Source organism: Rhodococcus pyridinivorans (genome assembly GCF_900105195.1).
In the GTDB taxonomy this organism is placed as follows: domain Bacteria; phylum Actinomycetota; class Actinomycetes; order Mycobacteriales; family Mycobacteriaceae; genus Rhodococcus; species Rhodococcus pyridinivorans.
Genome location: NZ_FNRX01000002.1, coordinates 3,609,546 through 3,628,546, shown reverse-complemented (window position 1 = coordinate 3,628,546; position 19,001 = coordinate 3,609,546). Strand labels below are relative to the sequence as shown.

Genomic DNA, 19,001 nt, shown 5'->3' with positions numbered 1-19,001 from the left:
GGAAGGGCGGATCGAGTTCCTACCGCGCGGGGACGCTCGAGGTGGTGCGGGGTGACGGACCCGGCCACCTCGTCGCGCACTGGAGCGCTCTGCACGCACTGTTCTGCGGGGCGACGGCCGAGGCGATCGGCCTCTACCTCCGTGCGGCCCGGGTGCATCGTGCGCACGGCCACCACGCCGCCCAGCTGACCTGGCTGTTCCAGCTGGCGATGGCGCAGACCTACGACGGACGACGCGACGACGCCCTGAAGGCGTGTGCTCGTGTCGTCGAGATGGCGGGCCAGCACGGCGAGCGGTGGAACAAGGCCTCTGCGCTGTGGCTCTCGGGGCTCGCCCATTTCCATCTCGGGCGCCTCGGCTCTGCAGTCGACGCGGCGAACGGTGCCCTGGAACGGATCCTCGACACACTCGGCGTGCACTCCCGCACGCAGGTCGTCTCGTGGTTGCACACCCACGAAGCGCCCCGAGTGTGAGCGAGCAGGGCGGCGCTCCGGATCAGGACCGGGCCGAGGCCGACTCCCGGCGTGCCGCGGGTACCTTCGTGATCATCGTGAGCACGACCGATACGAGCGCGATGATGCCGATGGTGGTGTAGGCGAGGGTATAGGCCTTGTCGTCGCCGAGGAGCGTAGACGCGATGATCGGGCCGATGATGCCGCCGATGCTCCACCCGATGAGCATCAGGCCGTAGATGGCGCCGGCGTTGCGGACCCCGAAGAAGTCGCCGGCGGTGGCGGGCATGGTGCCGAATGCGCCGCCGTAGCAGAGATAGATGATCGCGGCCAGGACCGAGAACAGCACCACGCCGGTGGCATGCGGCAGCACGATCAGGCACACGCCCTGCAGCACGAGCAGTGCGGTGAAGGTCTTCATCCGGCCGATATGGTCGGAGATCGCCGCCCACACGATCCGGCCGGCGCCGTTGAAGATCGCGAGCACGCCCACGAGTGCCGCCGCGCCGGAGGTGCTGAAACCGGCGATGTCGGACGCACTCGGCTTCGCCTGCGAGATCAGGGAGATGCCGGCGGTCACGCACAGGGTGAGGATGGCGGTCAGGAGGTACCACTGGGGCGTGCGGAGGGCCTCGTTCTGGGTGTACTCCTTGCCGCGGTCCGCTCCGCTGCCGTCGCGGCCGACGGGGTCGAAGCCCGGCACGGTGTACCCCTCGGGCGGGTTGCGGAAGAGTGCCGCACCGGCCAGCGACATCACGAGGTAGGCGATACCCAAAGGCAGGAAGGCGCTCGTGGGGTCGTCCGGATTCCGGTCGATGAGCCACTGCGCGACCGGCGAGGTGAGCACGGCGCCGAACCCGAAACCGCCCACAGCGAGTCCGGTGATGAGACCGGTCTTGTCGGGGAACCACTTCTGCAGCATGGCGATCGGGACGATGTACGCGAAGCCCAGCCCGAAACCGCTGATGATGCCGTACCCGAGGATGAGCAGCCAGTAGTCCTCGGCTCCGTCGGTGAAGGAGGCGAGGAGGATGCCGAGCGCATAGATGATGCCGCCGATCAACGCGACGACTCGGGGACCTTTCAGATCCTGCAGTCGGCCACCGAGATAGGTGCCGATGAAGATCATGCCGATGGTCACGGTGAACGGCAGTGAGGCCCGGACCGTGCTCAGTTGCCAGGAGTCGGCGCTCTCGAGGGCTCCGCCGAAGACCGACCACGCGTAGACCGCGCCGATCGAGAACTGCAGCAACAGACCCCCGGCCACGAGGAGCCAGCGGAAGCTGCCCGGAGGCTGAGCCGTCGCGGCGTCGCCGTGTGGTTCGCGCGTAGGCTTGCCGGAGTCCATGCGTTCTCCTTCGTCCTGCCCGCGAGCCGGATCTCAGCTGCGGTAACGAACGGGTTCCCCGCGATCGACTCGTTCACGCTGGGGAACGACGGTGTACTTGGGATCCTTCGCCGACGCGATGCCGGCCTCGTAGACGCCGAGTCGCGTGCACAGCGAACCGGCCATGAGAGCGGCACCGGACACTGCCGATACCACGCGATTGCGGCGGCCGGCGAGTGCGCCGAGCGCGCCGGCCACCGTCAATGCCTTGCTGGCCCTCATCAGTCGCCCGGGGCGGCCCTGGTGGAGCGTCTCGGCCGAAAGGCCCATCGACTTCTCCATCTGCTGCTCGGTCGCGAGTTCGACGAGCGCACCGCCGACGGCGAAGGCGCGTGCCGGCCCGGCCTCGGCGACCGGCGCACCCAGCAGTCCGAGACCACCCGATGCGGCCGCTGCCGACCCACAGAACACGAAGGGGATTTCCTTGAAGGCGGAGTGCCAGGCTGGGGTTGCGGTGTCGGACAACAGGACTCCGGTATAGGCGGCGACCGGCGGTGCCGTCAGTGCACCCACGATCCCGGCGGGCCGGCCCAGGGCGAGCAGCAGGCGCACCGGCCCGCGCTTCCACCGAGCGGGGAGCATCGCGGCGATCTCCGCGGCCGCCGCGACGCCCGCGAACGGACCGTGCAGCGACAGGATCCACGTACCGACCGACATCGGGGAGGTCGGTTTGGCGACTCGCAGCATGTTGAGGAAGCGGCTCGGTTTGCCGAGATCGTGAACCAGCGCACCGACACTGACGAGCAGCGATGTGAGCGAACCGAATCGGGCGACGCGACGCAGGGCGGGCCGCCCCGTGAGATCGGCACCCGCGGCGAGCAGCGAGCTGCCCGCGGCCACGCCGCCGGTGAACAGATAGATCGCGATGTCGTGTTCCCACGGGGCCGGCTTCACGATCTGGCGTCCGTAATAGGACTCGAAGTCGGCCTCCGGCACCATCACCCGGTCGCCGCCGCGACCACCTCCGGACCGGCGGGGGTTGCCCGGGCTGCCGCCGTGCTGCACCTGGGTCATCAGCGCCTCCTCAGGAACGACGCGGCGGCGCCCGCCAGCATCGCGACCGCTGCCACTGCGGCGCGGGTCCACATCTCCGGCAGATCCTTGGTCGTCACCACCGGATCCGGCGGCAGGCCGTAGACCTCCGGTTCGTCGAGGAGCAGGAAGAAGGCGCCGGTCCCGCCGACCCCGTCCTCGGGATCGTTGCCGTAGAGTCGTGCCTCGCTCACGCCGCGCTCGTGCAGGGCGGCCAGTCGTTCCTCGGCGCGAGCGCGCAGTTCCTCGACGTCGCCGTACTGGATCGACTCCGTGGGGCACGCCTGCGCGCAGGACGGGGTCTGGCCGTCGGTGAGCCGGTCGTAACAGAGCGTGCACTTCTGGGCGATACCGACCTTCGGGTCGCCCTCTGGACCCTTGCGACGGTCGATGACGCCGTACGGGCACGCAGCGACGCAGTATCCGCAGCCGTTGCAGATGTCGTCCTGCACGACCACCGTGCCGAACTCGCTGCGGAACAGCGACCCGGTCGGGCACACGTCGAGGCACGCCGCGTGGGTGCAGTGCTTGCACACGTCCGAGGACATCAACCAGCGGAAGTCCGGCTTCTCCTCCTCCGGAAGCTCCGTCGGGGTCGCGCCGACGGTCGGCATCCCCAGCGAGACCGGCGGTTTCGACTCCGCAGGGCGCTCGATGAAGGCGACGTGCCGCCACTGATTGGCGTTGAGCGAATGACTGTTGTCGTACGAGGTGCCGAGCATCGCGAAGGCGTTCTCGGGGACGTCGTTCCACTCCTTGCAGGCCACCTCGCAGGCCTTGCACCCGATGCACACACTGGTGTCGGTGAAGAAGCCCTTGCGAGCCGGCGGATCCTCGTACCCGGCATCGGGTGCCGGGTCGATCGGTCCGAAGAAGCTGTTGGGACCCGTCACTCGTCCTCCTCCAGGGCACGTGGGTCGTCCGAGGCCTCCGGGGCACGTGGGTCGTCCGAGGCCTCCGGGGCACGTGGGTCGTCCGAGGCCTCCGGGGCACGTGGGTCGTCCGAGGCTGTATCGCCGTCCGGGACCGTCACGATGGGTGGGTACACGTGATCGGTTACCCCGGCCCGCCGCGCATATCCCTCGACGTACTCTCGCAGTGCCGCTCCGGACGGTCGGCGTCCTGCCCGGACGTCGCACGTACCGACCTTGGTCTCCTGGATGAGCACGTTGGGGTCCAACGTGATTCCGAACAGATCGTTGGTCGAGTCGCCGGTCACCATGCCGCCGCTGCCCCAGTGATAGGGCATCCACACCTGGTGGACGGTCCGTCCCTCCACCTTCAGCGGACGCAACCGCTCGGTCACCAGGACCCGGCCCTCGATCGCAGAGCGGGCGGTGACGACGTGGCACCAGCCCATGTGCTCGAGTCCGCGTTCGGCCGCCAGGGCGGGGGAGACCTCCACGAACATCTCCGGTTGCAGTTCGGCGAGATGTTCGAGATAGCGGCTCATGCCGCCGGCGGTGTGGTGCTCGGTGAGACGACTCGTCGTGAACACGAAGGGGAACACGTCGCTGTGTTCTTCCGGCGGTGAGGGGTTCATCGGATTGTCGTCACGCCGGTACTCCATGCGCGTCGGGTTGGCCTGCTGCGCGTAGAGCGGATTGCGGAACGGCGACTCCACCGGTTCGTAGTGCGTCGGCATCGGACCGTCGACGAGCCCCTGGGGGGCGTAGAGGGCACCCTTGCCGTCGCCCTGCATGATGAACGGATCGATCCCTTCGAGCGCCTCGACACCGTCGGCGCCGTCGGGGGAGCGGTAGCTCGGCGGCTTCGTCTTCTCGAAGTCCGGCACGTCCGCACCTGTCCACTGCTGTGCGTCCTCGTCCCACCACACGTAGGCCTTGCGTTCGCTCCACGGCCTGCCCTCGGGGTCGGCGGATGCCCGGTTGTACAGGATGCGGCGGTTCATCGGCCACGCCCAGCCCCACTCGGGAGCCACGAACGACTGCTCGTGCCGGGACTTACGCCGGTTGGCCTGGTTGACGCCGTCGGCGTAGACCCCGGTGTAGATCCAGCAGCCACCGAGGGTGGAGCCGTCGTTCTTCATCTCGGTGAACGACGACAGTGGCCGACGGGTCGCGACGTCGTAGCCGTTGATCTCCATGAGCACTGCGTCGGCACTCGGCTCGTCGTACTCGCCGTGCACGGGGTAGTCCCATGCCAGGTCGAGCAGCGGACGGTCGCGCTCGTCGGTCGACTCGGCCAGACGCTCCCGCATCATGCGGCCGAGGTGGTAGAAGAACCACAGTTCCGAGCGGCAGTCCTCGGGCGGCTCGACGGCCTTCTCCCGCCACTGCAGCATCCGCTGGGTCTGCGTGAAGGTGCCTTCCTTCTCGGCGTAGGAGGCCGCCGGGAAGAGGAACACCTCGGTGGCGCACTCCTCGGTCACGATCTCACCGGTCTCGATCTCCGGGGAGTCCTTCCAGAAGTTGGCGCTCTCGATCTCGAACAGGTCGCGCACCACGAGCCAGTCGAGGTTCGCCATCCCGAGCCTCTGCGCGCGCCCGTGGGCGGAGCCGACGGCCGGGTTCTGCCCGAGGAGGAAGTAGCCCTTGACCTTTCCATCGATCATGTCGAGCACCGAACGGTAGGTGCCGTGGTCGCCGGTGATCTTCGGCATGTAGTCGAAGCAGTAGTCGTTGTCGGCGGTCGCCGCGTCGCCCCAGTATGCCTTGAGCAGGTTCACCGCGTAGGCGTCGGCCTTCGACCAGAAACCCTTGCTGCCCGGGTTGCGCACGCTGTCGACCCAGTCCGTGAACGAGTGGTGCTTGTTCGCGTCGGGCATCGGCAGGTAGCCGGGCAACAGGTTGAACAACGTCGGGATGTCGGTCGAGCCCTGGATGCTGGCATGACCGCGCAGCGCCATGATGCCTCCGCCGGGGCGGCCCATGTTGCCGAGCAGCAGCTGCAGGATCGCGCCGGTGCGGATGTACTGCACACCGACACTGTGCTGGGTCCAGCCCACGCTGTAGACGAGCGCCGTCGTCCGCTCCCGACCGGAGTTCTCGGTCCACGCGCGGCAGACGTCGAGGAAGTCCTCCTGCGAGACGCCGCACACCTGCTCGACCACCTCGGGGGTGTAGCGGGCGAAGTGCCGCTTGAGCACCTGGTAGACGCACCGCGGGTGCTGTAGGGTCTCGTCGCGCCTCGGGTGGCTCGCCGTCTGCATGCCGTGCGACTCGTTCTGCAGGCCCGCGGCCGTGTCCCGATGCCCGGCGTGCTCGTCGGAGCCGTTGGCCTGCGACTTGTGCAGGTCGCCGGATTCGTCCTCCACGTCGTACTGCCAGCTCGTCGGATCGTAGGTCCGCTTCTCGGGGTCGAAGCCCGAGAAGAGCCCGTCGAGATCGTCGGTGTCCTCGAACTTGTCGCTGACGAGCACCGCGGCGTTCGTGTAGTTGACGACGTACTCGCGGAAGTCCAGCTCGTTGCTCAGGATGTAGTTGACGATGCCGCCGAGGAAGGCGATGTCGCTGCCGACCCGGATCGGGACGTGCTTGTCCGCCACCGCGCTGGTACGGGTGAAGCGCGGGTCGATGTGGATGACGCGGGCACCGCGTTTCTGGGCCTCCACGACCCACTGGAAGCCCACCGGGTGGGCTTCGGCCATGTTGGAACCCTGGATGATGATGCAGTCAGCGTTGGCCAGGTCGGCTGTGTAGCCGGTGGCGCCGCCGCGCCCGAAGCTGGTCCCCAGACCGGGGACGGTGGCGGAGTGTCATATGCGGGCCTGGTTCTCGATCTGGACCGCCCCCATCGCTGTGAACAGCTTCTTGATGAGGTAGTTCTCCTCGTTGTCCAGCGTGGCACCGCCGAGGCTGGCGATGCCCATCGTGCGCCGGACACGGTGGCCCTTGTCGTCGAATTCCTGCCAGGTCTCGCGGCGGGTCTTCAGCACGCGGTCGACGACCATCTCCATGGCCGTGTCGAGATCGAGGTCTTCCCATTCGGTGCCGTAGGGCCGGCGGTAGCGGACCCGGGTCTCTCGCAGCTCGCTGGTGACGAGGTTCTTGCTCGCCGAGCCCTTGGGGCACAGGCGCCCGCGGTTCACGGGGCTGTCGGAATCGCCTTCGATCTGGACGACCTTTTCGTCCTTGACGAAGATCTTCTGTCCGCATCCGACAGCGCAGTAGGGGCACACGCTGCGGGCGACACGATCGGCGGTGGAGGTGCGCGGTTCGATCTCCTCGGTACGACGGGACCGTGCGGCCTTGCCGCGTCCGAGCAGGTCCTTACCGAGGAACTGGCGCAGGACGGGCCAGGGGAGGGACGTGTCTTTCTCCGCCATCGGTGCTCCTTTCCTGCGCTCTCGTTCCGAAGTTACCGTCTACCCGCGCTTCGTGCCGGTTAATCCGGATCCCGTGCAGGTGTGTCGGCATGTCCGTCGGGGTCAGCGCACCCGGATCGCGTGTTCGCCCGCGGGGACCACCTCCCCGATGACCGGATGGCCGGGGAGCTCCCCGACGACCAGGAGACCGCCGGACGTCTGAGCGTCGGCGAGCAGGAGTAGTTCGTCGTCGTCCACCTCGGAGTCGACCTGCTCGCGGACCCAATCGAGATTGCGACGGCTCCCGCCGGGCACGAATCCCTCCGCGAGCGACTCGCGCGCTCCCGCGACGTACGGCACGGCCGCGGAGTCGATCACGGCGGTCGTGCCGCTGGCCCGCATCATCTTCATCAGATGGCCGAGCAGACCGAAACCGGTGACGTCGGTGGCGGCGCGGACACCGGCCTCGTGCGCAAGTTGTGCCGCCTCGCGGTTGAGTGTCGTCATCACCGCGACCGCTTCCTCGAAACGCTCGCCGGTGGCCTTGTGGCGGTTGTTCAGGATGCCGAGACCGAGCGGCTTGGTGAGAGTCAGCGGCAGGCCGGGCGTGGCAGCGTCGTTGCGCAGCAGGCGATCCGGATCGCCCAGACCGGTGACCGCCAGTCCGTACTTCGGCTCCCGGTCGTCGATGCTGTGCCCGCCGGCGAGATGGGCACCCGCCTCGGCGCACGCGTCGGCGCCGCCGCGCATGACTTCGGCGGCGAGTTCGAACGGGATGAGCTCGCGCGGCCAGCCCAGGAGGTTGACCGCGATGATCGGCGTGCCACCCATCGCGTAGACGTCGGACATGGCGTTGGTGGCGGCGATCCGTCCCCAGTCGTAGGCGTCGTCGACGACCGGGGTGAAGAAGTCGGCCGTCACGATGACGGCCCGGCCGCTCCCGTCGGGCGCCGGATCGATCCGGACCGCGGCTCCGTCGTCGCCGTTCTCCACACCCACCAACAGTTCGCCGGAGGCCCGTCCACCCTGCAGACCGCCGAGCACCCGCTCGAGTTCACCCGGCGGAACCTTGCATGCGCACCCGCCGCCGGCGGCGTACTGGGTGAGTCGGATGGCGCCCTCGGGAAAGTCGACGTGTGCGGTCATGAACCCAAACATACGGGCGAGTCGTAACCGAGGGCCCGACTTCGGTTAGGGTGAGCGCGGAGGTGGTTCTCGTCTGGTGACGGTCGCGGTCTTCAAAACCGTTGTGGCCCAGTATCTGGGCTGGGCGGGTTCGATTCCCGTCCGCCTCCGCCAAAAGTTTTCGCCGACCGTGGGATGAGGAGCGCGTGCCGGATCCGAGGCGGGACGTTCCCCGCACCGACCAGGTCCTGGCCGATCCGCGCCTGCGCGAGGCCGTCGACCGGCTCGGCGCCCGACTGGTCAAGCAGACCGTCGTCGCGGCCCAGCAACGGTGCCGCGACGGCGAGATCGGGCCCGATGCCGTCGCCGACGTCGCGGTCGCGTCGCTGCCGCAGCAGGCGACCACCCTGCGCCGCGTCGTCAACGCGACCGGCGTGGTGGTGCACACCAATCTCGGTCGCGCCCCGCTGTCCCGAGCGGCGGTCGAGGCGGTGTCCACCGCGGCGGGCGCCACCGACGTCGAACTCGACCTGGCCACCGGTCGGCGCGGACGGCGAGGACGCGGCGCCCTCGAAGCACTCGCCGAACAGGTACCCGACGCCGGCGGCATCCACGTCGTCAACAACGGTGCCGCAGCTCTCGCCCTGGTCACCCGGGTGCTCACACGCGGTGGTCGCTCGATCGTGATCGCACGGGGCGAGCTGGTCGAGATCGGTGACGGCTTCCGGATCCCGGAACTGCTGGAATCCGTGGGCGCGACGCTGCGTGAGGTCGGCACCACCAACCGCGTGCGCCTGAGCGACTACGCCGCGGCCGTCGACGACGACACCGCCTTCGTCCTCAAGGTGCATCCCTCGAACTTCACCGTCAGCGGCTTCACGTCGTCGGTGTCGGTCCGGGAACTCTCCGGACTCGGACCGCCCGTCGTGGTCGACATCGGATCGGGTCTGCTCGCGCCGCATCCGCGGCTGTCGAACGAACCCGACGCCACCACCGCGCTGCGTGCCGGCGCCGACCTGGTGACCGCCTCGGGCGACAAGCTCCTCGGCGGTCCGCAGGCCGGCCTGCTGCTCGGACGGGCCGAACTCGTGGAACGCCTGCGGCGCGACCCGTTCGCGCGGGCGCTGCGCGTCGACAAGCTCACCCTGGCCGCTCTCGAAGCGACCCTGACGGGACCGATGCCACCCGTGGCGTCGGCGCTGGCCTCCCGCCCGGAAGATCTCCGCGCCCGCGCACAGGCGATCTGCGTGGCGCTGCCCTCGGAGTGCCAACCCGAGGTGGTCGACTCCGACGGCGTCGTCGGGGGCGGTGGCGCCCCGGACGTCGTCCTGCCGAGCGTCGCGATCGCCCTGCCCGAACATCTCGCACTTCCGTTGCGGCTCGGTGAGCACCCCGTCGTCGGCCGCGTCGAACGCGGCCGGTTGCTGCTCGACCTGCTCGCGGTCGACCCCGCCGAGGACGGCGAGCTGATCGACGCCGTGACGCGCGTGGCCGCTCGCGAAGGATCCTGATGCAGGTCGTCGCGACCGCCGGTCACGTCGATCACGGCAAGTCGACGCTGGTCGAGGCGCTCACCGGTGCGAACCCGGATCGGCTCGCCGAGGAACGGCGACGAGGACTGACCATCGAGCTCGGCTACTGCTGGACGTCCTGGCCAGAGGTGGGGGAGGTCGCCTTCGTCGACGTCCCCGGGCACGAGCGATTCCTGACGACGATGCTCGCCGGAGTGGGATCGGTCCCGGCCGCGCTGTTCGTGGTGGCCGCCGACGATCCGTGGATGCCGCAGGCGGCCGAACACCTCGCAGCACTCGACGCGCTCCGCGTGCGCCACGCGGTCGTCGCCGTTACCCGGGCCGATCTCGCCGATCCGGGACCCGCGGCCGCGCGGGCCGCGGCGGAGGTCGCCCGCACGAGTCTGGCGGGGGCGCCCGTCGTCGCCGTGAGCGGGCGCACCGGGATGGGCCTCGACGACCTCCGGAGCGCACTGACGACGATGGTCGCGTCGCTTCCGGACCCCGATCCGCAGGCCGACGTCCGGCTCTGGGTGGACCGCCGGTTCACCGTGCGTGGATCCGGAACCGTCGTCACCGGAACCCTTCCCGCGGGCACGGTGCGCGTGGGGGACACCCTCGTGCTGGGGGACACGCCGCTGCGGGTCCGCAGCGTGCAGGCACTCGGTCGCGACCGGAGCGCGGTGAGCGGCGTGGCCAGGGTCGCCCTCAATCTCACCGGCCGGGTCGACGATCTGGGACGGGGCAGTGTGCTCGTCACGCCCGGCGCGTGGCACCACACCACCGTCGTCGACGTTCGGATCAGCGGCGACGACCGGCCGCCCGTCGCTCCGGTGCTGCACATCGGAGCCGCGGACGTCGGTGTCCGGTGCCGTCCGCTGGCAGACGATCTCGTCCGGCTCACCCTCGACCGCCCGCTGCCCCTGCGGATCGGCGACCGCGCGTTGCTGCGCGACCCGGGCCGCCGGATGATCTGGCGAGCCGACGTTCTCGACCCCGATCCACCCCGATTCCGGCGTCGCGGCGCGGCGGCACGCCGCGCGCTGCAACTGGCAGGGGCCGACGGGACGCCGCACCTGGCCGACGAACTCGCCCGCCGCGGACTCCTGCACCGGCAACGGTTGCGACAGTTGGGCATCCCACTCGCACGGGGAGAGCACCTGACGGTCGGGCCGTGGCTCGTCGCACCCGGTCTCGCGAAGACCGTCGCCGACCGGCTGCCCACACTCGTGCAGGCCCATGCCCGCACCCATCCACTGGATCCGGCGGCGCCGTTGACGGTGCTGGCGTCGCAGCTGCGTCTTCCCACACCGGACCTCGTCCGGGCGCTGGTGCGACCTCCGCTCGAAGTGGTCGGGGGGCGGGTGATCGCTCCCGGCGCCGACGGTCTACCGCCGAAGATCCGCAAAGCCGTCGAGCAGGTGCGCCGCGACCTGTCGGCCGCCCCGTTCGCGGCCCCGACCGCCGATCGCCTACGCGAGCTCGGCCTCGACGACCGGGCCCTCGGCGCGGCCGAACGCAGCGGACGGTTGTGGCGGGCGGGCCCGGGCATCGTCCTGCTCCCCGACGCCGCCGACACGGCCGTGGAGCTGCTGGGCGAATTGGACCAGCCCTTCACGACCAGTGCCGCGCGCGAACGCCTGGGAACGACACGGCGGGTGGTCCTGCCGTTGCTCGACCGGCTCGACAAGGCGGGTCGCACACGCCGGCTCCCTGACGACCGCCGCCAGATCGTCCGCTAGAGTCGCCGTCCCCGCACTCTCCGGCGGGACGACCCTTCACCCGAAACGCGAAGTGCGGGTACCGAACTCGTCGGTACCCGCACTTCGCATGAAGAATCAGTCGTCAGGTGACGCCCAGTGCGAACACAGCGTCAGATGACGCCCAGTGCGAACATGGCGTCGGCGACCTTCACGAAGCCGGCGATGTTGGCGCCGTGGATGTAGTCGCCCGGCTTGCCGTACTCGGCGGCGGTCTCGACGCAGCGGCCGTGGATGTCTGCCATGATCCCGGCGAGACGCTCGTCGGTGTAGTCGAAGTGCCACGAGTCGCGCGAGGCGTTCTGCTGCATCTCCAGCGCCGAGGTCGCCACACCACCGGCGTTGGCGGCCTTGCCGGGCGCGAAGGCGACTCCGGCGTCGCGGAAGACACTGATGCCGCCCGGGGTGGTGGGCATGTTGGCGCCCTCGGCGACGATCTTCACGCCGTTGTTGACGAGGGTCTTCGCCGAGTCCTCGTCGAGTTCGTTCTGCGTGGCGCACGGCAGTGCGACGTCGCACGGCACGTTCCAGATGTTGCCGCCGGGGAAGAACTCGGCGTCGCCGCGCTCGTCGACGTACTCGGAGATGCGTCCGCGGCGGACCTCCTTGATCTCCTTGAGGAGAGCGACGTCGAGGCCCTTGCGGTCGACGATGTAGCCGGAGGAGTCGGAGCACGCGATCGCGGTGCCGCCGAGCTGGTGGATCTTCTCGATGGCGTAGATCGCGACGTTGCCCGAACCCGAGACGACGGCGGTGCGGCCGTCGAGCGAGGTGCCGGCGGTCTTGGCCATCTCGTTGACGAAGTAGGCCGCGCCGTAACCGGTGGCCTCCTTGCGCACCTGCGAACCACCCCAGGTCAGGCCCTTGCCGGTAAGGACGCCGGACTCGTAGGAGTTGGTGAGGCGCTTGTACTGGCCGAACAGGTACCCGATCTCGCGGCCGCCGACGCCGATGTCACCGGCCGGGACGTCGGTGTACTCACCGATGTGGCGGTGCAGCTCGGTCATGAACGACTGGCAGAAGCGCATGATCTCCTGCTCGGAGCGACCCTTGGGGTCGAAGTCCGAGCCGCCCTTGCCGCCGCCGATGGGCAGGCCGGTGAGGGCGTTCTTGAAGATCTGCTCGAAGCCGAGGAACTTGACGATGCCGAGGTTGACGCTCGGGTGGAAGCGCAGCCCGCCCTTATAGGGGCCGAGAACGCTGTTGTACTGCACGCGGAAGCCACGGTTGACGTGGACGTTACCTTGATCATCGATCCACGGCACGCGGAAGATGATCTGCCGCTCCGGCTCGCACAGGCGCTCGATCAGACCGGATTCGAAGTATCCGGGGTGCCGCTCGAGCACGACATGCAGAGACTCGAACACTTCGGCCGCAGCCTGGTGGAATTCGGGTTCACCTGCGTTGCGGGCCTTGACCTGCTCGTAGATCTCTTCGATGCGGTCCGATGTCGACACGCCCACCTACCTGACTCTGTGAGGATTCTGTAACACGGGATTTACGACGAGAACTATAGGACGTGGCCCTTAGCATGTGTTAACCCTGCGGCAAGGTGGGATGAGAAACACACGATCCGAACGGCCTGTCTGCCGGGCGAAATGCCCAGTTCACCGGTATGATGTGCGGCCCCGCGACGGGTGGTCCGCCGGCGGTCGAGGTGCCCCCGGCAGGACTCGAACCTGCGACCTAGAGATTAGAAGGCTCTTGCTCTATCCAGCTGAGCTACGGAGGCGCGGCCAGAATCTTAGCGGGTGCTCCCCGAGGTCGCCGCACACACCCTCGTACCCGCCGGGGTCAGCGCTCGAGCGTGCTGCCCCGTTCGTCGTCGGGGCTCGATTCGCCCCGCGGAACGTCCACTCGACCGGTCTTGAACCGTTGGATGAGATGGTCGATTCCGACACCCAGGACCACCGCGACGCAGATGGCGACCGCGGCGCCGAACAGCGGCTGCGATTCGAACCAACCGCCGACGAGGCGCCCCACGAACGCCGAGTACAGCGCCCAGGTCGTGCCACCGAGGATCGTGAGCGGCACGAACTTCTGCCGCGGGTAGCGGGTCGCTCCGGCCGTCATGTTCACAGCGATCCGGCCGATCGGGATGTATCGCGCCGTGAGGATCACTGCGGCGCCGCGCTTGTCGAGTCCGCGCCGCGCCCACGCGAAAGCGGCTCGTGCCCTCGGGCGGCGCATCCACCGGAACCGTTCGGTACCGACCTTCCGTCCGATCGCGTACGCGATGTTGTCACCGATGATCGCGCCGAGCGCCGCGAGCACGATGACGATCCACAGGTAAGGACGCCCGGTCGAGCCGGAGAGGGACGACAGGGTCACCAGGACGGTCTCGCTGGGCACCGGTGGGAAGAAGCCGTCGAGGATGCACACGGCGAAGAGCAACGGGTAGACCCACAGGGCTGCGGCCTGGCCGATGATGAATTCGTTGATCACGTCCATGGATCTGTGTGGTGCTCCCGTCGGGTCCGCCGGTCGGCTCCTTCCACGCTATCCGCTCGCACCGCCGAGGACTCCGGACGACGGCGGCGTTACGGCACACACCGTCGACCGCAAGGGAACGATTCGATTCCGATTCGCCCGTTTCGTCGCATCGATCTCGAGTCGGGTCTACTATGAGCGCACCAAGGGGGAATCGTGGGCGGCTGGTGGGGGAAACCGGTCCGCGCCACCTGATGGCGGGAGTTCTTCATGCAGGTTCCTGGCCCATTCGAGTACGAGCGTGCCACCGGAGTGGATCACGCCGTCGAGTTGCTCGACCGGCACGGAGAGGGGGCCCGGGTCGTCGCCGGCGGGCACAGTCTGCTGCCGATGATGAAACTTCGGCTCGCGAATCCGGAGTACTTGATCGACATCAACGATCTCGCGGACGAACTCGATCACATCGTGTTCGAACCCGGGTCCGTGCGCCTCGGTGCCCTGGTCCGGCACCGCCGGCTTCTCGAATCCGACGAACTCGCCGAGATCTTCCCGATCTTCCGCGATGCCGAGCGCGTGATCGCCGATCCTGTCGTCCGCAATCGTGGAACGCTCGGTGGGTCGTTGTGTCAGGCAGATCCTGCCGAGGATCTGTCCACCGTGTGTGCAGTGCTCGGCGCGACCTGTGTCGTACGCGGACCGGGCGGGGTGCGCGAGCTCGATTTCCACGACTTCCATCTCGGCCCCTACGAGACGGCGGTCGCCCCGAACGAACTGCTCGTCGAGGTGCGGCTGCCGAGGAAGGGCACCGGGGCCAGTGCGTACGAGAAGGTCGAGCGTCGCACCGGCGACTGGGCGGTGGCCGCCGCGGGCGCCGCGCTGTGGATGTCGGACGACGGACGCATCACCGACGCGCGTGTCGGGCTGACGGCGGTGCGCGCCGACGAGGCGGCGCTGTCGAGGGTGTCCGAGCTGTTGCGCGGCTCGCCGGCCTCGGAGGAACTCTTCCGCGAGGCGGGAGCGGCGGCCGCGTCGGCATGCGATCCCGAGACCGATCAGCGCGGCACCGCCGCCTACAAGCGTCACCTCGCATCGGAGTTGACGGTGCGGGCCCTGCGCCAATCCGCCGAACGTCTCGGCGTCACCGAAAGGGTGTGAACCGATGCAGATCTCGATGACGGTCAACGGCGAGAGTGTCACCGCCGACGTCGAACCCCGGACGCTGCTCGTGCACTTCCTGCGCGACCACCTCGGTCTGACCGGAACCCACTGGGGTTGCGACACGAGCAACTGCGGTACGTGTGTCGTCGCCGTGGACGGCGAGCCGGTGAAGTCGTGCACCACGCTGGCGGTCATGGCCGCCGGCCACGAGGTGCTCACCGTCGAGGGACTCGAACGCGACGGTGTCCTCGACCCCGTGCAGGAAGGCTTCGTGCGCTGCCACGGACTGCAGTGCGGCTTCTGCACCCCGGGAATGATGATCACCGCGCGGTCCCTGCTCGACCGCGATCCCGACCCCGACGAGGCGACGATCCGCGAGGCGATCTCCGGGCAGATCTGCCGCTGCACCGGCTACACCACCATCGTCCGGTCGGTCCGGTGGGCCGCCGAACACTCCTCGAAGGCGCAACCCACGGAGGTGTCGTGATGACCGCGGTCGAACCGGACACACGCCCGGAGGAACAGGACAACGATGGCAAGCCGTGCGGACACGGCCGGATGCTGCGCAAGGAGGACCCGCGGTTCGTGCGGGGCCGCGGCAACTACGTCGACGACGTCCGGCTGCCCGGCATGCTGCATCTCGCGGTGCTCCGATCGCCGGTTGCGCATGCGCGCATCAACGGCATCGATACGTCCGCCGCCCTCGCGCACCCGAAGGTGCGGGCGGTGATCACGGGCGCCGATCTGGCAGAGAAGGGACTCGCCTGGATGCCGACGCTGTCGAACGACGTACAGGCCGTGCTGGCCACCGACAAGGTGCGCTTCCACGGTCAGGAGGTCGCCTTCGTCGTCGCCGACGACCACTACTCGGCGCGCGACGCCCTCGAACTGATCGACGTCGACTACGAGATGCTCGACCCGGTCGTCGACGTGCGCACGGCGCTGTCGCCCGAGGCACCGGTGATCCGGACCGATCTCGACGGCAAGACCGACAACCACTGCTTCGACTGGGAAACCGGCGATGCCGCGGCCACCGACGCGGTCTTCGCGAAGGCCGACGTCGTCACCCGGCAGGAGATCGTCTATCCACGCGTGCATCCCGCGCCGATGGAGACCTGCGGTGCGGTCGCCGATTACGACCGGATCTCCGGGAAGCTGACGCTCTGGTCCACCACACAGGCCCCGCACGCCCATCGCACGCTGTACGCGCTGGTGGCGGGTCTGCCCGAGCACAAGATCCGCGTCATCTCACCCGACATCGGCGGGGGATTCGGCAATAAGGTCCCCATCTACCCCGGCTACGTCGGAGCGATCGTCGCGTCGCTGGTCACCGGTCATCCGGTGAAGTGGATGGAGGACCGCAGCGAGAACCTCATGAGCACCGGCTTCGCACGCGACTACATCATGGTCGGGGAGATCGCGGCGACGAAGGAAGGTCGCATCCTCGCGATCAGGTCCCGTGTCCTCGCCGACCACGGCGCCTTCAACGCCACCGCGGCCCCGGTGAAATATCCGGCCGGCTTCTTCGGTGTGTTCACCGGCAGTTACGACATCGAGGCCGCCTACTCCCACATGACCGCGGTCTACACCAACAAGGCACCCGGCGGCGTCGCCTACGCCTGCTCGTTCCGCATCACCGAGGCCGTGTACTTCGTCGAACGGCTCGTCGACTGCCTCGCCTACGACCTCGACATGGACCCTGCGGAACTGCGCCTGAAAAACCTCCTGCGCCCTGATCAGTTCCCCTACACGAGCAAGACCGGCTGGAAGTACGACTCGGGCGACTACGAGACCACCATGCGCAAGGCCATGGACATCGTCGGCTACGACGAGCTGCGCCGCGAGCAGGCCGAACGCCGCGCACGGGGTGAGCTGATGGGTATCGGCATGTCGTTCTTCACCGAGGCCGTCGGCGCCGGTCCGCGCAAGGACATGGACATCCTCGGTCTCGGCATGGCCGACGGCTGCGAACTGCGTGTCCATCCCACCGGCAAGGCCGTGGTGAGATTGTCGGTGCAGTCCCAGGGGCAAGGACACGAGACGACTTTCGCGCAGATCGTCGCGGAGGAGATCGGCATCCCGCCCGACGACATCGACGTCGTCCACGGAGACACCGACAACACCCCCTTCGGGCTCGGCACCTACGGAAGCCGCTCGACACCGGTGTCCGGCGCGGCCGCCGCGCTGGTAGCCCGCAAGGTGCGCGACAAGGCGAAGATAATCGCATCGGGCATGCTCGAGGTCTCCGTCGCCGATCTCGAATGGGAGAAGGGCACCTTCCGAGTCAAGGGCGACCCGTCGGCGGCGGTCACGATCCAGGACATCGCGATGCGGGCCCACGGCGCCGGCGATCTGCCCGAAGGTCTCGAAGGCGGTCTCGAGGCGCAGATCTGCTACAACCCCGAGAACCTCACCTATCCCTATGGCGCCTACTTCTGTGTCGTCGACGTCGATCCCGGCACCGCGGAGGTGAAGATCCGCCGGTTCCTGGCCGTGGACGACTGCGGCACCCGCATCAACCCGATGATCATCGAAGGGCAGGTGCACGGTGGCATCGTCGACGGGATCGGCATGGCCCTGATGGAGATGATCGCGTTCGACGAGAACGGCACCTGCCTGGGCGGGTCGTTCATGGACTACCTGATCCCCACCGCCCTCGAGGTACCCACGCTCGAGACGGCGTTCACCGTCACTCCGTCACCGCATCACCCGATCGGCGCGAAGGGCATCGGCGAATCCGCCACGGTCGGTTCCCCGCCCGCGATCGTCAACGCCGTGGTCGATGCGTTGAAACCCCTCGGCGTCCGGCACGCCGACATGCCGTTGACACCGTCGCGGGTGTGGGAAGCCATGCAGGGTCGCGCGACCCCGCCGATCTGAGCGACGCGACAGAAGGATTCGAGTGGAACGAGCGGAGTACGAGGACATGGACCTTGCGGTGCGGGCAGCACAGTTGCGCAGCGAACGCCGCCCGTTCGTGGAAGCGACCGTCGTACGGGCACAGCCGCCGACGTCCGCGCACTCGGGCGACCGGGCGCTCGTCCACGCCGACGGCACGATCGAGGGGTTCGTCGGCGGACAGTGCACCGAGAACTCGGTGCGCGAAATGTCCCGCACGGTGCTCGAGCGAGGGGAGAGCATGCTCCTACGGGTGCTGCCGGCCGGAGCCGCCGAGTTCCCCGACACCCCGGGGGCGACGATCGCGGTCAACCCGTGCATGTCCGGTGGGGCCACCGAGATCTTTCTCGAGCCGCGGATGCCTGCGCTCGTGGTGGCCGTCTTCGGGGACTCGCCCGTGGCCGACGCCGTGAGCGACTTCGCGCGGCGCGTCGACTACTCGGTGGAACGGATTCGCGGGACGCGAGTGCCTGCCGAGGCGTCGGTGGTGATCGTCGCGAGTCACGGAGGCGACGAGGGGAGTGTGATCCGCGCGGCGCTCGACGCCGGAAGCCGCTATATCGGTCTGGTCGCCAGTCACACCCGTGGCGCCGCGGTGCTCGACGAGGTGGATCCGACCGACGACGAGCGTGCCCACGTGCACACCCCGGTCGGGCTCGATATCGGTGCCCGCACCCCCGCGGAGATCGGTCTGTCGATCGTGGCCGACATCGTGCGAGTCGCGCGCAGCGGCAGCCTCATCCGCCCCTCCGAGGAGAGTTGTCGACGCGTCGAGGTGCCGAGGGAGACGGAGTCGAAGCCGCAGACGGCCGTCGACCCGGTGTGCGGGATGACCGTCACGATCACCGAGTCCACCCCGCACCTCGTCGTTGCGGGCCGGACGATGTGGTTCTGCTGCCCGGGTTGCCGCAGCCGCTTCGAGAAGGACGACGTCGCGTGACCGACCCGTCCTCTCCGGGCATCTTCACCGGCGTCGACGAC

Annotated in this window: 14 protein-coding genes and 2 tRNA genes; 8 read left to right on the top strand and 8 right to left on the bottom strand. The window is 68.7% G+C overall.

Going from position 1 to position 19,001, the window contains the following annotated elements; translation table 11 throughout:
* Window positions 1–44 precede the first annotated feature (44 nt).
* Window positions 45–473 (top strand): hypothetical protein, encoded by a 429-nt coding sequence (locus tag BLV31_RS17200; protein ID WP_174556274.1) that lies wholly within the window; start codon window positions 45–47, stop codon window positions 471–473.
* Between the two features lie 22 nt (window positions 474–495).
* Here BLV31_RS17200 and BLV31_RS17195 read toward each other — a convergent pair whose 3' ends face one another.
* The 5 genes from BLV31_RS17195 to selD form a co-directional block, all read right to left on the bottom strand.
* A complete protein-coding gene (locus tag BLV31_RS17195) occupies window positions 496–1,800 on the bottom strand; it encodes an L-lactate MFS transporter (protein WP_006554384.1) in 1,305 nt (434 codons plus the stop codon).
* A gap of 33 nt (window positions 1,801–1,833) precedes the next feature.
* Window positions 1,834–2,853 carry an NrfD/PsrC family molybdoenzyme membrane anchor subunit gene (nrfD, locus tag BLV31_RS17190; protein WP_064060699.1) on the bottom strand — a complete coding sequence of 340 codons (1,020 nt, stop codon included), beginning with the start codon at window positions 2,851–2,853 and terminating at the stop codon, window positions 1,834–1,836.
* Window positions 2,853–3,764, bottom strand: coding sequence for a 4Fe-4S dicluster domain-containing protein (locus tag BLV31_RS17185; RefSeq protein WP_024100544.1), 912 nt, complete (start codon window positions 3,762–3,764; stop codon window positions 2,853–2,855). Before BLV31_RS17185 ends, nrfD begins: the two co-directional genes overlap by 1 nt.
* A complete protein-coding gene (fdh, locus tag BLV31_RS17180) occupies window positions 3,761–7,159 on the bottom strand; it encodes a formate dehydrogenase (protein WP_248846217.1) in 3,399 nt (1,132 codons plus the stop codon). Before fdh ends, BLV31_RS17185 begins: the two co-directional genes overlap by 4 nt.
* A gap of 102 nt (window positions 7,160–7,261) precedes the next feature.
* A complete protein-coding gene (gene selD, locus BLV31_RS17170; protein WP_024100547.1) occupies window positions 7,262–8,284 on the bottom strand; it encodes a selenide, water dikinase SelD in 1,023 nt (340 codons plus the stop codon).
* A 58-nt stretch (window positions 8,285–8,342) separates the two neighbouring features.
* On the opposite strand from selD, the gene BLV31_RS17165 reads away from it, so the two are divergent.
* The 3 genes from BLV31_RS17165 to selB all read left to right on the top strand — a co-directional run bounded on the left by BLV31_RS17165 (window position 8,343) and on the right by selB (window position 11,516).
* Window positions 8,343–8,437: transfer RNA gene (locus BLV31_RS17165), tRNA-Sec, on the top strand.
* A 32-nt stretch (window positions 8,438–8,469) separates the two neighbouring features.
* Window positions 8,470–9,774 (top strand): L-seryl-tRNA(Sec) selenium transferase, encoded by a 1,305-nt coding sequence (gene selA / locus BLV31_RS17160; RefSeq protein ID WP_064060701.1) that lies wholly within the window; start codon window positions 8,470–8,472, stop codon window positions 9,772–9,774.
* Window positions 9,774–11,516 (top strand): selenocysteine-specific translation elongation factor, encoded by a 1,743-nt coding sequence (gene selB / locus BLV31_RS17155; RefSeq protein WP_064060702.1) that lies wholly within the window; start codon window positions 9,774–9,776, stop codon window positions 11,514–11,516. The genes selA and selB overlap by 1 nt, the downstream gene beginning before the upstream one ends.
* Window positions 11,517–11,647: 131 nt before the next feature.
* On the opposite strand, the gene gdhA is transcribed toward selB, so the two are convergent.
* The 3 genes from gdhA to BLV31_RS17140 all read right to left on the bottom strand — a co-directional run bounded on the left by gdhA (window position 11,648) and on the right by BLV31_RS17140 (window position 13,985).
* Window positions 11,648–12,991, bottom strand: a complete 1,344-nt coding sequence (gdhA, locus tag BLV31_RS17150) for an NADP-specific glutamate dehydrogenase (protein WP_019289021.1) — start codon at window positions 12,989–12,991, stop codon at window positions 11,648–11,650.
* Between the two features lie 201 nt (window positions 12,992–13,192).
* A tRNA-Arg gene (locus BLV31_RS17145) sits at window positions 13,193–13,266 on the bottom strand.
* 62 nt (window positions 13,267–13,328) lie between these two features.
* Window positions 13,329–13,985, bottom strand: a complete 657-nt coding sequence (locus BLV31_RS17140) for a DedA family protein (RefSeq protein ID WP_006551111.1) — start codon at window positions 13,983–13,985, stop codon at window positions 13,329–13,331.
* 249 nt (window positions 13,986–14,234) lie between these two features.
* Between BLV31_RS17140 and BLV31_RS17135 the strand changes: the two genes are divergently transcribed.
* Genes BLV31_RS17135 through BLV31_RS17120 form a run of 4 tightly spaced genes read left to right on the top strand, consistent with a single transcriptional unit; the run spans window position 14,235 to window position 18,960 of the window.
* Window positions 14,235–15,119, top strand: coding sequence for an FAD binding domain-containing protein (locus BLV31_RS17135; RefSeq protein WP_024100552.1), 885 nt, complete (start codon window positions 14,235–14,237; stop codon window positions 15,117–15,119).
* Window positions 15,120–15,123: 4 nt separating this feature from the next.
* Entirely contained in the window at window positions 15,124–15,609 is a 486-nt protein-coding gene (locus BLV31_RS17130; RefSeq protein ID WP_019289024.1) for a (2Fe-2S)-binding protein, read from the top strand.
* Complete coding sequence (locus tag BLV31_RS17125; protein ID WP_064060703.1) at window positions 15,609–18,002, top strand: aerobic carbon-monoxide dehydrogenase large subunit; 2,394 nt, start codon at window positions 15,609–15,611, stop codon at window positions 18,000–18,002. Before BLV31_RS17130 ends, BLV31_RS17125 begins: the two co-directional genes overlap by 1 nt.
* Before the next feature lie 46 nt (window positions 18,003–18,048).
* Window positions 18,049–18,960 carry an XdhC family protein gene (locus tag BLV31_RS17120; protein WP_037216509.1) on the top strand — a complete coding sequence of 304 codons (912 nt, stop codon included), beginning with the start codon at window positions 18,049–18,051 and terminating at the stop codon, window positions 18,958–18,960.
* Window positions 18,961–19,001 lie beyond the last annotated feature (41 nt).

Bases quoted from the DNA above. Each gene is read 5' to 3' on its own strand.
- selD (WP_024100547.1), bottom strand. From the start codon at position 8,284: ATGACCGCACACGTCGACTTTCCCGAGGGCGCCATCCGACTCACCCAG.
- BLV31_RS17140 (WP_006551111.1), bottom strand. From the start codon at position 13,985: ATGGACGTGATCAACGAATTCATCATCGGCCAGGCCGCAGCCCTGTGG.
- nrfD (WP_064060699.1), bottom strand. From the start codon at position 2,853: ATGACCCAGGTGCAGCACGGCGGCAGCCCGGGCAACCCCCGCCGGTCC.
- BLV31_RS17125 (WP_064060703.1), top strand. From the start codon at position 15,609: ATGACCGCGGTCGAACCGGACACACGCCCGGAGGAACAGGACAACGAT.
- BLV31_RS17130 (WP_019289024.1), top strand. From the start codon at position 15,124: ATGCAGATCTCGATGACGGTCAACGGCGAGAGTGTCACCGCCGACGTC.
- selB (WP_064060702.1), top strand. From the start codon at position 9,774: ATGCAGGTCGTCGCGACCGCCGGTCACGTCGATCACGGCAAGTCGACG.
- BLV31_RS17120 (WP_037216509.1), top strand. From the start codon at position 18,049: ATGGACCTTGCGGTGCGGGCAGCACAGTTGCGCAGCGAACGCCGCCCG.
- BLV31_RS17195 (WP_006554384.1), bottom strand. From the start codon at position 1,800: ATGGACTCCGGCAAGCCTACGCGCGAACCACACGGCGACGCCGCGACG.
- BLV31_RS17135 (WP_024100552.1), top strand. From the start codon at position 14,235: ATGCAGGTTCCTGGCCCATTCGAGTACGAGCGTGCCACCGGAGTGGAT.